Consider the following 15,882-nt stretch of genomic DNA (forward strand, 5'->3'; position numbering starts at 1 on the left):
CAAAAGGCAGGCGCGGGCCGGTAACGACTCAGGCACGGCGTAAATACGTAAAGCGAAAGGCTGGGGATAACCGTTGGGGTTATGTCAGGCACTTTCGCTTGAATGGGTCATTCGTCCCCGGCGGGCTCGGCTTCGCTGGCGGATGGTGCCGCTTCGGCCTCTTTGGCCAGCAGCATGCTGCCATCGTACAAAATCAGTTTGCGGCGCACGCGGTTCAGGCGATCCAGTTCAAACAGCATCTCGAAACCATCTTGCTCGCGCTCGGCCAGTTTGCGCTGGGTGGTCCAGTGCAGCTTGAGATTGGCCGCTTGCGATTGCTCCAGAAATTCCGGTTGTGCCAACCATTGGTTGGTGACCAGTTTTGGGGCCGTTTCTTTCCAGCGGGACCAGATTGCGCCTGCTTTAGGCCGGGAATAAAACACCCCGGAAACTTCAAAATCAAATACAAAATCCTGCGACAAGTGAGACTTCCTTCAAATTAATTAGACGCAATCAATGGGATCACGATGGGACCGCGCTGCCGTCAAGGGTGTTTGATGAATGCGGGCCAGTTGTGACTGACCCCGTTACCGGACATATCCGGTCGTTAACGCCCGCTCCCAGTCGGCAAAGCCACGCGCTGCGGCGGCTTGGGCAGAGGAGAGGAAGTCGTACGGTACAGCAAGTAACTCGGCATGCCAGTTGCCATCGCATTGTTCGCAAATGGCATAACGGGCATGTGGTGAACCGTTTTCAATCGCATGCGGCCACGGATGAGCATCGTCATAGGCCGGTAAACCCACACTGCCCGGGTTCACAATCAGCTTGCCGGTGCGTGTACTGACGATACGCGGATAGTGCGTATGGCCGCAGGCAATCAGATCAGCGTCGATATCGCCCAGACGCTCTTCAATTTCTTCCGCCGAGGCCAGGCGGATGCCGTCTGGTTCAACGGTTTCCAGAAAATACGTCAGATCACTGGTGGGCGTGCCGTGGCACAAAAACACGGCCGGACCAAGCCAAGCCGTACCCGGCAGTTTATGCAGCCACGCGAGGATTTCCGGAGTGAGCTGGCTATGCGCATAGATATCCGACGCGCTGCGTTTGACCGGGTCGAAATCCAGCAATTGCCGCTCGTGATTACCAGCCAGTTGAATCCAGCGCTGGCGCATCAGGAACTCTGCCGTTTCGCGCGGCCATAATGGGCCGGACAAACTGTCGCCCAGATTCACAATGGTGCCGACGCCGCGACTGTGGGCGTCGATCAAAACCGCTTCCAGCGCTGGCAAATTGCCGTGTATATCGGAAACCAGTGCAAATCTCATGCTGTACCTACCTGAAGGCCATCAGCCTTTCTGCCAGGGATTTTCCAGCGTATCGACCATGCGATGCAGCACTTCACGCATCTGGGTCGGTGCCACTTCCATCAACAAGCCATCTTCGAACGCGTCTTGCATTAGCTGCACGATCTCGTCCAGATTCTCGTTCATGACTTTTACTTTCTCGGTGCACGACACCACACTGCCGTCGTCACGTACAAATACTGCCCAGCGCTTTTCGTCTGCCATGTTTACAAACCTTCTTCCCGCAGTTTGGCGATCAGCGCGGCGAGCGCTTTTCCTCTGTGGGAAATGAGGCCTTTCTCCTCAGACGTCAACTGCGCGGCGGTGCGATTGTAATGAGGAATCAAAAACAGCGGGTCGTAACCAAAGCCGCCATCGCCATGCGCTGCTTCCAGCACATAACCGTGGCAGGTGCCGTCGGCGATCAGCGGTTGCGGATCATCAGCATGGCGCACCAGCACCAGCGCGGCGTAATACCAGGCGCGGCGATCTTCTTGGCCAGCCAGCTCCGTCAGCAGTTTTTCATTATTGCGCGCATCAGATTTGGGTTCACCGGCAAACCGCGCGGAGAACACACCCGGCGCGCCACCCAGCGCGGCCACACAAATGCCCGAGTCATCGGCCAGTGCGGGCAAGCCCGTGATCCTGGCTGCATGCCGGGCTTTGGTCAGTGCGTTTTCAATAAACGTGAAATACGGTTCTTCGGCTTCGGGCACGCCCAGTTCGCCCTGCGGCACGATTTCTATCTCGAGCGGGGCAAACAATCGCTGGAATTCACGGACTTTGCCGGCATTGTTGCTGGCCAGGACGATGCGTTTCATTGAGAAAAACCTGTTGAAGCTGGCACGGTAGAAAGTGCGATAACGCTATTCTAGCAAGCTGTGGTGCACAGCCTGCGCTTTAGTGCGTGCGGGTGAGGACCATGAGCGAGTTTTCCCGCTTCACATCGAACTGCGACATCACGGACATACCAATCAGCGCAAATTTTGGATCGTCACCATCTAGCACGGCAGCGGGCACGTTGTTTAGTGTGATGTTATCTAGCGTGATTTCCGGCACCGTAACCAGCCAGGTGTGCGCATTGCCATTGGCCGTCATGGACGTGGTCATCTGGCCCGAGCGGTAGTTGATCTTCATCTGGTCTGCCATCGTGCGGGACAACGTCAGATGGCTGGCGCCGGTATCGACAATGGCGCGCACGCTTACCGCACCGACATGCACAGTGGTGTAATACTGGCCGCGCTCGTCCGGGCGCAAGATCAATGTGGTGTTACCGCGATCGGCCGCCTGGTAGCCTTCCCCCAGCTTCAGCTGGCGGGTTTTGCCATTGATCTGCACGGTGGCGCTGTCTTCAGTTAACTGCACCAGCCGCACATTCTGCGTGGTTTGCCCCACCGCCAACAGTACCCGTTGCCCATCTATCGTCAGCATGGCTTTGTTTCCCATCGCCGCCATAAAGGTCAGCGATTGCGCATTGGCATTGAGCGCCAGCCAGAAGCTGCACACGCCCACCAATAACCAGCGCGCAAGGGTAGCAATCATTGGGTCTCTACTTGTTGAGGACGGCTTTGGGTTTGTTCCAGCGCCAACTCGATCAGCGACCAGTTGGCATCTTTCAGTAATTTGGAATCAGACAGCATCCGCCGCCAGTTACGCGCGCCATGCTGCCCCTGGAACAAGCCCAGAATATGGCGGGCGATAAAGCGCAACGGCGTACCGGCCTTTAACTCGGCCTCAATAAACGGGCGCAAGGCACGAATTGCCTCTTCACGGCTGATTTCTGTCAGCGGCTCACCGTAAAACAGATGATCCACTTCAGTCAGCGTAAACGGGTTGTGATAAGCCTCGCGCCCCACCATTACGCCATCGACATGTTGCAGGTGCTGCAGCGCGGTGGCGTGATCCGTAATGCCGCCGTTGATGATGATTTCCAGTTGCGGGAAATCACGCTTGAGCTGGTACACGTAATCATATTTGAGTGGCGGAATGTCGCGGTTTTCTTTGGGCGACAAGCCTTTGAGAATGGCATTGCGCGCATGCACGATAAACGTCTGGCAACCGGCCTGCGCCACCTGCCCGACAAAATCGCGCACGTAGTCGTAGGTTTCAACTTGATCGATCCCGATACGGTGCTTGACCGTGATATCGATGCCGCTCACCGCATCGCGCATGGCTTTGACGCAATCGGCGACCAGTTGCGGCTCGGCCATCAAACAAGCGCCAAAACTGCCCGATTGCACGCGCTCGGACGGACAACCGACATTCAGATTGACCTCATCGTAACCCCAGTCTTCGGCAATCTTCGCTGCACGCGCGAGATCAGACGGGTCTGAACCGCCCAGTTGCAGGGCCAGCGGATTCTCGATCTCGTGAAAGCGCAAATGGCGCATCTTGTCGCCATGCAAAATCGCCCCGGTGTTCACCATCTCAGTATAAAGCCACGCGTGCTGCGATAAGGTGCGGGCGAAATGGCGATAGTAACGGTCAGTCCAGTCCAGCATCGGGGCGATGCTGTAACGGCGGGAGGGAGTGAGCGGGGGCGATGGTTCAAGCAAATTCAAAACGGCTTCCTGATGCATTCAAATCCGGCGCGCTGGGCGCCGGATGGCAAAAAGTTGAGTGTGGTTCACGCGGCCAAAGCCGTTTTTTGCAAAACGATCAATTCGCGAATGCCTTTCTCGGCCAGATCCAGCAACGCGTTCATTTCGGCGCGGCTAAAAGGTACGCCTTCAGCGGTGCCCTGGATTTCTACAAACTCACCCTTGCCGGTCATGACCACATTCATGTCGGTTTCGCAGGCGGAGTCTTCCGGGTAGTCCAGATCCAGCACTGGCGTGTCGCCAAAGACGCCGACCGAAATCGCGGCGATATGGTCACGCAATGGGCTTTCGGTGAGCTTGCCAGCGGCGATCAAGCCATTGATGGCATCGGTAACGGCGACGAAGGCGCCGGTAATACTGGCGGTACGTGTGCCACCGTCGGCCTGGATCACATCGCAATCCACCAGAATCTGGCGCTCGCCGAGTTTTTCCAGATCAACCACGGCGCGCAGGCTGCGACCGATCAACCGCTGGATTTCTTGCGTGCGGCCAGATTGCTTACCTTGTGCGGCTTCGCGGCGCATGCGGCTGTTGGTGGAGCGCGGCAGCATGCCGTATTCGGCAGTCACCCAGCCTTGACCTTTGCCTTTGAGAAATGACGGGACCGATTCTTCGACCGTGGCGGTGCAAATGACCTTGGTGTCGCCAAATTCAACCAGTACGCTGCCTTCGGCATGACGGGTGTAGTTGCGGGTGAGGCGCACTTCACGCAGTTGGTCGGGGCGGCGGTTGGATGGGCGCATGCGGCAGTCCTTGTTGAATAATCAAAGGATTATACCGTGTGCGCGGCCCAGCGGACGGCGTTACGACGGGCGCGCCGCAGACAAGTAATTATTTCGGGTGCGTAAGCGGTGAATGCTTATTTGGAATAACGCGAAATGGCGGTCTGGATTTCCGCAATCGCTTTTTCGATATCGGCTTCGGTGATCTCGCCGGTTTTCTTGATATCCATGGGATCAACGTGCGTGGCGATGGTGACTTGATCCAGTTTCTGGGTCGACACAAACGCCGAGCTGGAAACGCTCTCGTCGTCGTCATCGTGCCAGTTGATGCCCAGCGCGGTGAGGTTGTCGCCAAATTTGCCGCCACGCAGATCGGCGCGATCCATCAACTGCGGAATCGAGAACAACACCGGGAAAGCCGACAAGAACTGGGTCAGTTCGTCGTTTTCTACCGAACTCCAGAAGCCATCGGTGCACAGCAGGACCGAGTCTGAATCAGACAGCGCAATCTTGCCGCCAAGTTCGATTTCCGGTGGATAAGAGCCGCCCAGGCAGCTGTAGATTTTGTTTTTTTCCGGATGCACCAGCGCTTCTTCGGCGGTGATCTTGCCTTCTTCCACCATGCGCTGCACTTTGGAGTGATCGCGGGTTTTGGCCAGCACGCGGCCCTGACGTACCAGGTACAAGCGGGAATCACCGACGTTGGCCCAGTACGCAATGCCATCCTGAATCACACAGGCGACACAGGTGGTACGCGGCACCTCAACCAGTTGATGGTTGGCAGCGTAATGAAAGATGGCTTCATGCGCACGCTGGAAGGCGTCGGCCAGGAATTGCGAAGGCGCATCCAGCGAAGGCTGGGCTTTTTTCTGGAACTGGTCTGTCAGCAGCTCGACGGCGATCTGCGCCGCGACTTCACCGTGTAAATGCCCACCCATACCATCGGCCACTACCAGCAACAAGGCATCGCGACTGTAGGAGTAACCCACGCGATCCTGGTTGTACTTACGGCCGCCAGTGCGGCTGTCCTGGTAGATGGAAAACTTCATTCGGTCACTCGGGCTGGTTTGGTGGTGATGGATTGCCAGGTACGGCGCAATTGATGAATGATGCTGCGGCGGCGGGCCGGGCGCGATGCGGCTTCGGCCAGCTGTTTTTGCACTTGTAACACGCTTTGCGGGCGCTCATCGGCGTTCAGGCGCAAGCAGCGGTCGATCAGCGATAGCAGTTCGGGCGAATAGCGGTCGCCATAACGAACCGACAAGTCCTGCAGTTTGTCTTCTTTGAGGCGGGCATCGGCCGGTGGTGGTGCGGTGCCGGCAATGCAGGCAAACATGGTGGCGCCGACGCCGTAAATATCGGTCCACGGGCCCAGTGGTTCTTTCTTGCCGTACTGTTCGGGCGCAGCAAAGCCGGGTGTGTACATCGGCGTGAGGCGATTGTGTTCGCTGGTCAGTGTCTGACGCGCCGAGCCGAAATCCAGCAACACGGGCGAGCCGTCTTTGCGGATGTAGATATTGGCGGGCTTGATATCCAGATGCAGCAGTTTGTTCAGATGAACTTCGCGCAAGCCGTTCAGCAAGGTGAAGAACACGTGGCGGATGAGTTTTTCATCAACGCCTTCGCGGTCATGCTTAAGCTGGATTTCTTTTTGCAGGGTGCGGCCACGCTCGTATTCCATGACCATATAAACCGTGTCGTTGGCGCGAAAGAAATTCAGCACCCGCACAATGTTCATATGCTGGATATGCGCCAGCGTTTTGCCTTCTTCAAAGAAGCATTTCAGGCCGTGCCGAAACAGCGCCAGGTTTTCGTCACTGGTCGCCTGCACTTGCGTGCCTTCGCGGCGCAGCACCAGCGAATTGGGCAGATACTCTTTGATTGCCACCGGATAGTCGTTCTCGTCATGCGCGAGATAGACAATACTGAAGCCGCCAGCAGACAACAGCTTGGCAATCGTATAGTTCTGTAGCTGATAGCCGCGTGCCAGCGGTTGATTACTGGGCGTTGTCATTATGGGGGATTGTTATACTCATGTTCCTCGGCGCATTGTGAGTGGCGGCTTCTCGAAAGTAAAGCTGCTTGCTTACGAGAATAAGCGGGGCGGCGGGAGAGGCTGGCTGGCCGGTCGTTTGGCCCCGAAAACAAGGCCCGTGGTGTCGCGAGACCACAACAGGACATGCTGATTTGGGTTGGCACTGAAAGGCCAGGGCGGCGCACATTGCCGCCTGCCTTACAGAAATTATTCGCGCAACGGTGCGGCGTTTTATGCTGCGCTGGGCAGAGCTGGAAAAGCGTGCAAAGCTTGTTCGTCGTTACGAAAAGCGCGCACGCTGGCACCAACAAGAGATATATGAACTGATCCCGAGGATTTGAAATGATTTACAGCATGACCGGTTTTTCTGTAGCCCAGCGTGAATTGTCCGCAGGCACACTCACCGTGGAACTACGCGCGGTGAACCATCGTTTTCTGGACCTCTCGGTGCGCTTGCCGGAAGAGTTTCGCGCGTTTGAAGGCGCAATCCGCGAAAAAGTGGCTGGTGGCGTGGCCCGCGGCAAAGTGGAATGCCGCATTGGTTTCAATGCCAATGCCGGTTCCGCCGGCGAGCTGAAACTGGATCGCCAACTGCTGCAAGCACTGATTGATGCCTCGCGTGTGGCGCAAGAACTGGCGCCGGGCACCGGTGATCTGAAGCTGGGTGAAATGCTACGCTGGCCGGGGGTGTTGACCCAGACTGCACCGCAGCCGGAAGAACTGGGCGAAGCGTGCCTGGCGCTGCTAACTGGCGTGCTCAAAGACTTCAGCGCCAGTCGTGGCCGGGAAGGCGAAAAGCTCAAGGCGCACCTGGTGGAGCGTGTGCAAGGCATGGAAGCCATCGTGGCTGAAGTCAAACCACGTATTCCGCAACTGGTTGTGGAATACGAAACCAAGCTGAAAAACCGCTTCCTTGAGGCGCTAGGCACCATGGATGACGATCGGGTGCGCCAGGAAATCGTGGTCTTTGCGCAGAAGATCGACGTAGATGAAGAGTTGTCGCGCCTGACCGCGCACCTGGAAGAAGTCCGCCGCATTCTGGACAAGGGCGGCGCAGTGGGTAAACGCCTGGACTTCTTGATGCAGGAACTGAATCGCGAAGCCAATACGCTGGGCTCCAAGTCGGTATCGGTGGAAACCAGCCGGGCGTCGATGGCGCTCAAGGTGTTGATCGAGCAAATGCGTGAGCAAATCCAGAATCTGGAGTAACTGACCAGGCATGGAGCGCATGAAAAAGCCGGCATAAGCCGGCTTTTTTGTTAGCAGAAAACCAGTGAACTAGCGTAGCGATACCGGCGCTTGCCGCACCATACTCATCCCGCGCATTGCGCCATTCGCCACGGCTACACCAGCCAGAATGACCGCCAGCCCGGCGATATGCCACCAGTGAAGTTGCTCGCCCAGCAACAACATTGACAGCGCCGTGCCGAAGGCCGGAATCAGATGCATGAAGCTGCTCGCCCGCGCTCCGCCAAGTCGCCCGACGGCAACGTTATAGAACTGGTACGACAGCACAGATGGGAAGACCCCGAGAAACACCAACGCGCCGGCACTGTGCAAGGTCAGATGAGGTAGCCCGGAGCTAGCCCATTCCCATGCGGCAAGCGGGATCAAAAACAATGTACCCGCGCCGATAGTGGCAAACAACAGCGCCACTTTATCGACGCCCGCCGGAATGCGGCGCAAAAACAGGGTATAGGCCGCCCAGCACATCACCGCGACCAAAATCCACAGGTCCCCCGGATTGAGCGTCAGACGCAGTAACGCGGCCGGATGGCCTTGGGTCAGGATGAACGCCACGCCGCAGAACGACAGCACCGTACCTGCCGTTTGCGCGAGCGTCATGCGTAATCCGCAGAAAACATGGCCGCCTAGCAAAACCGACATCGGGATAAACGCGCTGAGCATGACTGCATTGGTTGCGCTGGTTTGCGCTACACCGCGGTAGATCAGCGTGTTGCACAGGGCGATACCAAACAGGCCAAGCACCAGAATCGAACGCCAATGGGGGCGCAATTGCGGCAAGACGGTGCGCCAGCGGGGCAAAACGAACGGTGCCATGCAAGCCAGTGCGACCAGCCAGCGGCCAAGCGAAATGGTAAGCGGAGAGAGTGAACCGTGAAGTGCGCGTCCGGCGACAAAGTTACCGGCCCAGAACAGCGCAGCGAGCGTGGCCAGTACAACCGGCCGGGAAAGCGGGGTGGAGGACATGCTTTTTTCCTGTAGGAAAAAATGGATCAATCCGCAGGAATGGCTTGTGGCTGCTGCGGGGTAATTAGGTGCAATGCATGGGCGTTGCACAGCGTAGATCAAGCAAGGGTTATGCCCGTCACGCCATTGTGGTTTGCATTTTAGGCAAAAATGGTTAACAAGGTTGACCTTTTTGTCTGAGAAATTGGCCGATTGTCGGATGACCCGGATGGGCGTCATATAAACGGCTTTATCGCGCCGGGCTGCAATGAAAAGCGGGCTGGGTCTTGCCAGGAATAACCAGAGGGAAGGGGGACTTGCGGACAAAAAAAGTCCCCGACCGCCAGGAGACGATCGGGGTATATAAGTTAGCGTGCTCTTGCTGCTACCTCGCGGCAGACCGCCCCGGCACAACAAGCTGTACCGGCAAGAAAGGCAGTATTACTGAGCCAGTCCCTCACGGGCATGGCGCAATTGGTGTTTTCAAAACCAATGCGTGTAAACGCAACCCAGGTGGACGTGAATCGTCCGCCGCTACCGGTCAGACCGGTGGCAGAGGCTTTGAAAACACAACTGGTTTGTTTCGTCTCTGATGATTATTTTTTGTAGTCTTGATCAGCTCATTTGGCCGATCTTTTTGAGGTACTGCATTTGCTGCCGTGTGGCTTTACCTGCCACTGGTTTGAGAGGTGACCCACAAGCTGGCAGGCAACCCCGCCAGCTTGTGTTTCATCCCTTTGGCGTTGCCGCCAAATCTCCTCCATCCGATTAGCTTCTCGCCGCCTTTAACCGGACCTGGTCAAACGGCGACAGCTGTCAGATTCTTACCACCATGCTTCAGCTTGAACACCGAACGAGCTACCCGATGTGGACATCGCGTAAACGCTCTGATGGCCATTGCTGCCAACTGCGTTCATCGGAGTGCCAGGATCTTTCTGAGCTGCATCGTTCCACTTGGCGTAGGTGTAGTACAGACGCAGTTCCGGACGGGAGTAAGCGCCCTTGCCTGCTGCTGCAGTCAGTGCCAGTGTCAGCTTGGTGATGTTCTCGTTACCGATGTTCAGGTTGTCTTGCTTGAACGATTCGTAGCCAAGTTCAGTTGCGAAACCGAAGATGTCATTGAAGTGGTATTGAGGACGAGCACCGATTGCCCACCATGTACGCTTGCCACCAGTCAGATCGGAGTAGCTGTCGTCACGATAGATAGCGTGGGCCATTACGGTCCACTGGCTGTTCTTCGGTTCCAGAGTCAGGTTGTCGATAACCTGAAGGGTGGAATCGTCAGAAGCGGCGCCTTGGTTGATGCTGCTGAAGTTACCGGTAGCGTTCGCGCCACGGCCGTACTGCAGACCGATGCGGTTAGAGCCAACATCGCCAACCGGGTGATCAAACATACCCGACAGGTACCAGCCATTGCTGGTGTGCGGTGTATCGGTTGTGGTTGCAACGCCGTCTGTAACGGTGGTGGTGGTGTCAGAGTGCCATGCACCAGTCAGGCCAGCGTTGAATGTGAACGCGCCAGGACCTGCCTTGACGTTGGAAACCTTGAACAGGTTTTCCAGCCAGGTGCGGCCGATGTCGTTCGAGTCAGCCGGACGCATGATGGCGTAGCTGAACATTGCGCCATCGGAACCCAGAGCGATGTTTTCGATACCAGCACCAGTGCCGTCACCGACCAAGTACTTGTAATCGAGCATGTGCAAGTCAGGACGATCGTAGTAACGCTGACCAGCCCACAGAACGGCATCCTTCAACGCGCCGTCACCCCAGTGCGCTACGCTGATGTAGTTCTGGGCAAACGCCAGCTTGGTGTCCCAGTAGTCAGCGGAGTAAGGGATGTCGGTGTTAACCATGGTGTGTGCAGTCCACACGGCACCATTGGATTGGTTGAACACAGGGATATCCAGACCGATTTCGCCGTAGGCATCGCATTCGTTACCAAGACGGAACTTGCCATAGCCAACGCCGAAACATTCTTGAGCGCCGCCCTTGCCGGCTTCACCGAAGCCTGCGCGGAAGTAACCGTTGGAAGTAACACTGCCTACAACTGCTTGCAGGGCTGTCGGTGCTGCATCGTCAGCCATCGCCATTGCGCCGGAAGCCAGCATGGCTGCGGCAGCGAAGTGGGTAATGCGGAACTTGAATGCCATTTTTGGTACTCTCTCTTTGCTCGAGTGTTAAAACCCGTGTGTACGGGGACTCAAAATAGCGAGGGTCGCTGCCACGACGCTTGCTACATTCGGGAACAAACAGCGGCGTACTACATAAAATGCCGTGTCAGTAATACGTGCCTGCTACATCAACCTGCCGTGGAAAGTGGACTGATGTATCAGAGCCTTTCTTCAAGCCTCAAGGCACCGCCTTGGGGCTTCTTTCATTTCAGCCTGTTGCGCCGGTATCCTGTGGCAAACCCGCTGTTTTACTAGGTTTGCTTATGTTGTCCGGTGTTACTGAGCGGGTGGCTCAAAAACGTGCAACTGCATGTAAGCCTGTGCTGAAACTGTGCGTTGACGATAAGCAGCAGCGACTTTGGCAGGAATCAGTAGAACACCTGTCGGGTGTTTCTCTTAGGTAAATTGCCTTATGCGATTTGCTCAGAAATAAGCGAAAAAACACTAGACATGACCAAAAACATGGCCTTTTTTAAGGTGTTTTCTGTAGTCCAAGGTGCCTTTGCTACGATTTTCAGCGTTTATCAGCCGTGTTAAAAAATGTTGCAAAAAGTCGACAGTTTGCGGTTTTGGTGCAGTCGATTTCATATGAAACTGCCTTGTAACGCTGTTCTTTGCTGACAACCGCCCCTGAAACGACGATTTTGTGGCCCTTGTTGTCAGCATCCCGCCGCTTATCTGCGCAAAGTGCGTCTGCTTTGTAGTGCGCCATTGCTTGTAAACAGCAACTTCCGTTTGTGCTAACCTGCAAGACAAGTTTTCCGACAGGTTTTTCTACATGGCAAAAGGCACTATTTTCGTCGTGACGGCCCCTTCGGGTGCCGGCAAGACCACGCTGGTTGCGGCTCTGCTCGCAGCCGATCAGCAAATTCAGCTATCTGTTTCTTATACCTCGCGCCCGGCGCGCGCGGGCGAGGCCGATGGCAAGGATTACCACTTTGTCGATCGTGCAGAATTTGAACGCATGATTGCCGCTGGCGATTTTGTGGAATGGGCCGAGGTTTACGGTAATTACTACGGCACCTCAAAGCAGTGGCTCGAGTCGGTCATTGATGACGGCCGCGACATCCTGCTGGAAATCGACTGGCAAGGCGCACAGCAAGTACACAAGCTGTTTGCCGAATCGGTTGGCGTGTTCGTATTGCCGCCGTCGATTGAGACACTTGAAGCGCGCCTGCGCGCACGTGGCAAAGATCCGGAAGAAGCCATTCAGCGCCGCATGTCTAAAGCGCGCGAAGAAATGGGCCATGTGGGCGAAGCGCAATATGTGATCATCAATGAGCATATTGATGACGCCGTACGCGACATCATTAGTGTGGTGCGTGCCGAGCGCCTGCGTGGCGAGCGCCAGGCTATCCGCCATGCGGAGCTGGTTGCTTCGCTCAAAGCCTGACGCCATCTGGTACAATAGGCACCATTCAAGGCCATAACGGGTTTTCGTCATGGCCATTTTGGTTTTATGGGCTGCCCGTGCAACCGTGCGAGCAACCCCGGTATTTTGGAGAAACAACTTATATGGCACGCGTAACTGTTGAAGACTGCCTGAACCGCATCGAAAACCGCTTCGATCTGACTTTGGTCGCTGCCTACCGCGCCCGCCAGATCGCTAACGGCTCTACTCCGCAAGTGGACGCACCGGGCCGCGACAAGCCGACTGTTCTGGCTTTGCGTGAACTGGCAGCTGGCCTGGTTGGCCGCGAACTGCTCAATCGCTCGCGTCCGTAAGCCTCTCCGGCTTAATCACTCCACCTCCTCTATATTTAGATAGATAACAGGCCGCCGTTTTCAGGTGGCCGGGTGGAGTGTCTGCTTATGGAAACGCTACTCGCCGCAGCTGATGTCCCCGATCTGGCCGCCAAAGCGCCAGCGGTGATTGCTGCGGCCAATCGTTTCCTGACCGAAGATACGGCTTACCTCAAGCCGGAAGATCGCGTCTTTCTTGCTGCCGCCTTCAAGTTCTCTGAAGCCGCGCACCGGGGCCAAAGCCGCCAAAGCGGCGAGCCCTACATCTCGCATCCCCTTGCTGTTGCTTCCATCCTCACGTCCTGGCATCTGGACGCGCAGGCGCTCGCTGCCGCATTGCTGCACGACGTCATGGAAGACAGTGGTATTACCAAGCTGGAACTCACCGAGAAGTTTGGCAAGCATGTGGCTGATCTGGTCGATGGCATGTCCAAGATCGACAAGCTGGAGTTCCAGAGCAAAGAAGAAGCGCAGGCCGAGAACTTCCGCAAGATGCTGCTGGCGATGGCGCGCGATCTGCGCGTTATCCTGATCAAGCTGGCCGACCGTTTGCACAATATGCGCACCATGGGCGTGATGCGGCCGGACAAGCAAAAGCGCATCGCCCGCGAAACCATGGAAATCTACGCCCCCATCGCCAACCGTTTGGGGCTGAACGCGGTGTACCTGGAACTGGACGATCTCTCGTTCAAGTACATGTACCCGAATCGCTACGAGGTGTTGTCGCGGGCGCTCAAGTCCGCGCGTGGCAACCGGCGCGAAGTGGTGGGCAAGATTCTGGATGGCTTGCGCAACAAGCTGACCGATTCGGGTATCGAAGCCAGCGTGACCGGCCGTGAGAAAAACCTGCACAGCATTTATCGCAAGATGCAGGAAAAGAGCCTCAGCTTTTCTGAAGTCCTGGATATCTACGGCTTTCGCGTGATCGTGAAAGACGTGCCTACGTGTTATCTGGCCATTGGCGCCTTGCATGCCTTGTACAAGCCGATTCCTGGCAAGTTCAAGGATTACATCGCCATTCCCAAGGCCAACGGCTACCAGAGTCTGCACACCACGCTGTTTGGTCCGTATGGCTTGCCGATTGAAATCCAGATTCGCACGCAAGACATGCACCGCATTGCCGATGCCGGCGTCGCCAGCCACTGGATGTACAAGAGCGGCGACGAGAGCTTCTCGGATGTGCAGCAAAAGACGCATCAATGGTTGCAATCACTGCTGGAAATCCAGGCCGAGTCAGGCGATGCGGTGGAGTTCCTCGAACACATCAAGGTCGATCTGTTCCCGGATCAGGTGTACGTGTTCACGCCCAAGGGCAAGATCATGAGCCTGCCGCAGGGCGCGACTTGCGTGGATTTTGCCTACGCCGTGCATACGGATATCGGTAACCGCTGTATCGCCGCCAAGGTGAATCACGAACTGGTGCCTTTGCGCTCGCGCCTCAAGAGCGGCGATCAGGTCGAAGTCGTCACGGCCGCCCATGCTAAACCAAATCCGTCCTGGCTGACCTTTGTCTCCACCGGCAAAGCGCGTTCGCATATCCGGCACTTCCTCAAAACCATGCGGTTTGAGGAGTCCGTGCATCTTGGTGAGCGCTTGCTGGCGCAAGGTTTTGCCACGCTGCATCAGCAATTTGTGCCGGTGGGCGAAGAGACGTGGGATCGTTACCTCAAAGAAAGCAGCGCCCGCACGCGTGAAGAAGTGCTGGCCGATATTGGCTTGGGCCAGCGCTTGGCGGTGGTGGTGGCCAAGCGGCTGCTGCAGTTGTCGGGCCAGTGGCAGGACGAAACGACCGCTGCTGCATCCGGCCGTAAGGCCTCTTCGGTCACCATTCGTGGCACCGAAGGCATGGCCATCCAGTTTGCCCGTTGCTGTAATCCGATCCCGGGTGACCCCATTATTGGCCTGGTGAAAAAAGACCAGGGCTTGCTGGTACACACGCATGATTGCCCGCAGATTTCCGGTCGTGGCCGCATTGATGCGGACAAACTGATCGACGTGGAATGGGACCCGGATTCCACACGTCTGTTTGATGTACCGATTCGGGTGCTGACCGAAAACACGCGCGGTGCGCTGGCGCAAATCTCGGCCGCCATTGCCGAGGCCGAAGCCAATATTGTTTCGGTTGCCACGCAGAATGCCGAACACGAAGGTGATCGCTTTATGCAGATCGCGTTTGTGCTGCAAGTCTCCAACCGCGTGCATCTGGCCCGCGTCATGCGCAGCCTGCGTCAATTGCCGAGCGTATTCCGGATTCTGCGAATGCGCGGCGGCGAGAAGCCATAACCACCATGTAGCCCGGATTCCTAATCCGGGGTCACACCTTAGCTACACGCCACCCTATTCACAGTTGCGGCCGCACGCCCCGGATTATGAATCCGGGCTACAGGTGTCCAGATAAATCTCCACCCGCTCCTTGCCCTTGCCGATGTTCTTGCGCTTGAGCGCAATCGCGCCGATTTCGCCGGTGCGGTGCAGATGCGTACCGCCGCAGGGTACTTCGCCAAACTCGGCAATCTTCCAGTAACGGCGCTGCGCGGCTTCGTCACTCCAGGCGCTGAGAATGACTTGATTGCTGGCGATGATGGTGTTGGCTTGTTCCAGTAGCCAGGCAAACTCCCCAGCAATACTTTGCGGCCATTCAAAATCAATGCGGGCCTTGTCGGCGGCGATATGCGCGCCAATTTTCTGCACTGGCCCCAAGCGCTGGTAGATCAGCTCCAGAATGATTTCAGCGGCAAAGTGCAGCTTCATCAGGCGATAACGGCGTTCCCAATCGATCTCGACCTGCACCGAGTCACCCGCGTTCAGGCCATGGTTGTCGGACAAGGTATAAACGATATCGTGGTCGGCTTTGCTGGCTTGCAATACGATATGCCCACCAATCGTGCCACTGTCACTTTCCTGCCCGCCAGACAGGGCATAGAAAATGGTGGATTCCAGCGTAACCAACGCGCCATTCACGCTGGTAATGCGTGTCTGCAGCCGGGTTTGGTAGGGGTCTTGCCAGAACTGTTTGTGAGTCATGGGGTGTATGCGTGCCGCAAATAAAAACGCCTTGCACGACTATCGCGCAAGGCGTTGATTTTGGCCAGTTCAACG

16 protein-coding genes are annotated in these 15,882 nt (G+C 56.5%); 4 read left to right on the top strand and 12 right to left on the bottom strand.

All coding sequences use genetic code 11. The features are described from left to right. Positions 1–107: 107 nt before the first annotated feature. The 9 genes from N7220_RS12965 to N7220_RS13005 all read right to left on the bottom strand — a co-directional run bounded on the left by N7220_RS12965 (position 108) and on the right by N7220_RS13005 (position 6,658). Positions 108–461, bottom strand: a complete 354-nt coding sequence (locus N7220_RS12965) for a hypothetical protein (RefSeq protein WP_283147942.1) — start codon at positions 459–461, stop codon at positions 108–110. Between the two features lie 105 nt (positions 462–566). Further along, the gene (locus N7220_RS12970) at positions 567–1,304 is read right to left on the bottom strand and encodes a metallophosphoesterase family protein (protein ID WP_283147943.1); all 738 of its coding nucleotides are present in this window, start codon (positions 1,302–1,304) and stop codon (positions 567–569) included. Between the two features lie 21 nt (positions 1,305–1,325). Next, the gene (locus N7220_RS12975; RefSeq protein WP_283147944.1) at positions 1,326–1,547 is read right to left on the bottom strand and encodes a hypothetical protein; all 222 of its coding nucleotides are present in this window, start codon (positions 1,545–1,547) and stop codon (positions 1,326–1,328) included. A gap of 2 nt (positions 1,548–1,549) precedes the next feature. Further along, positions 1,550–2,143, bottom strand: a complete 594-nt coding sequence (rdgB, locus tag N7220_RS12980) for an RdgB/HAM1 family non-canonical purine NTP pyrophosphatase (protein WP_283147945.1) — start codon at positions 2,141–2,143, stop codon at positions 1,550–1,552. A gap of 79 nt (positions 2,144–2,222) precedes the next feature. After that, positions 2,223–2,864: a retropepsin-like aspartic protease family protein gene (locus N7220_RS12985; protein WP_283147946.1), complete on the bottom strand. Its 642-nt coding sequence runs from the start codon at positions 2,862–2,864 to the stop codon at positions 2,223–2,225. Beyond that, positions 2,861–3,823: a tRNA dihydrouridine(20/20a) synthase DusA gene (gene dusA / locus N7220_RS12990; RefSeq protein ID WP_390901584.1), complete on the bottom strand. Its 963-nt coding sequence runs from the start codon at positions 3,821–3,823 to the stop codon at positions 2,861–2,863. The genes N7220_RS12985 and dusA overlap by 4 nt, the downstream gene beginning before the upstream one ends. Before the next feature lie 125 nt (positions 3,824–3,948). Then, positions 3,949–4,665, bottom strand: a complete 717-nt coding sequence (gene rph, locus N7220_RS12995) for a ribonuclease PH (protein WP_283147948.1) — start codon at positions 4,663–4,665, stop codon at positions 3,949–3,951. A gap of 116 nt (positions 4,666–4,781) precedes the next feature. Continuing rightward, the gene (locus N7220_RS13000; protein ID WP_283147949.1) at positions 4,782–5,693 is read right to left on the bottom strand and encodes a PP2C family protein-serine/threonine phosphatase; all 912 of its coding nucleotides are present in this window, start codon (positions 5,691–5,693) and stop codon (positions 4,782–4,784) included. Beyond that, positions 5,690–6,658 (bottom strand): serine/threonine protein kinase, encoded by a 969-nt coding sequence (locus tag N7220_RS13005; RefSeq protein WP_283147950.1) that lies wholly within the window; start codon positions 6,656–6,658, stop codon positions 5,690–5,692. Before N7220_RS13005 ends, N7220_RS13000 begins: the two co-directional genes overlap by 4 nt. A gap of 363 nt (positions 6,659–7,021) precedes the next feature. Between N7220_RS13005 and N7220_RS13010 the strand changes: the two genes are divergently transcribed. Next, positions 7,022–7,888: a YicC/YloC family endoribonuclease gene (locus tag N7220_RS13010; protein WP_283147951.1), complete on the top strand. Its 867-nt coding sequence runs from the start codon at positions 7,022–7,024 to the stop codon at positions 7,886–7,888. A 69-nt stretch (positions 7,889–7,957) separates the two neighbouring features. Here the strand turns inward: N7220_RS13010 and N7220_RS13015 are convergent, their stop codons facing one another. Next, the gene (locus N7220_RS13015; RefSeq protein WP_283147952.1) at positions 7,958–8,890 is read right to left on the bottom strand and encodes a DMT family transporter; all 933 of its coding nucleotides are present in this window, start codon (positions 8,888–8,890) and stop codon (positions 7,958–7,960) included. 803 nt (positions 8,891–9,693) lie between these two features. After that, complete coding sequence (locus N7220_RS13020; RefSeq protein ID WP_283147953.1) at positions 9,694–11,019, bottom strand: carbohydrate porin; 1,326 nt, start codon at positions 11,017–11,019, stop codon at positions 9,694–9,696. A gap of 799 nt (positions 11,020–11,818) precedes the next feature. Between N7220_RS13020 and gmk the strand changes: the two genes are divergently transcribed. The 3 genes from gmk (at position 11,819) to N7220_RS13035 (ending at position 15,066) form a co-directional block, all read left to right on the top strand. Next, entirely contained in the window at positions 11,819–12,433 is a 615-nt protein-coding gene (gene gmk, locus N7220_RS13025) for a guanylate kinase (RefSeq protein ID WP_283147954.1), read from the top strand. Positions 12,434–12,555: 122 nt separating this feature from the next. After that, complete coding sequence (gene rpoZ, locus N7220_RS13030) at positions 12,556–12,765, top strand: DNA-directed RNA polymerase subunit omega (RefSeq protein ID WP_283147955.1); 210 nt, start codon at positions 12,556–12,558, stop codon at positions 12,763–12,765. A gap of 87 nt (positions 12,766–12,852) precedes the next feature. After that, positions 12,853–15,066, top strand: a complete 2,214-nt coding sequence (locus N7220_RS13035; RefSeq protein ID WP_283147956.1) for a RelA/SpoT family protein — start codon at positions 12,853–12,855, stop codon at positions 15,064–15,066. 84 nt (positions 15,067–15,150) lie between these two features. Here the strand turns inward: N7220_RS13035 and N7220_RS13040 are convergent, their stop codons facing one another. Continuing rightward, on the bottom strand, positions 15,151–15,807 hold the full coding sequence (locus N7220_RS13040) for an alanyl-tRNA editing protein (RefSeq protein WP_283147957.1): 657 nt from the start codon (positions 15,805–15,807) through the stop codon (positions 15,151–15,153). Positions 15,808–15,882 lie beyond the last annotated feature (75 nt).

Source organism: Silvimonas soli, from assembly GCF_030035605.1.
GTDB lineage: Bacteria > Pseudomonadota > Gammaproteobacteria > Burkholderiales > Chitinibacteraceae > Silvimonas > Silvimonas soli.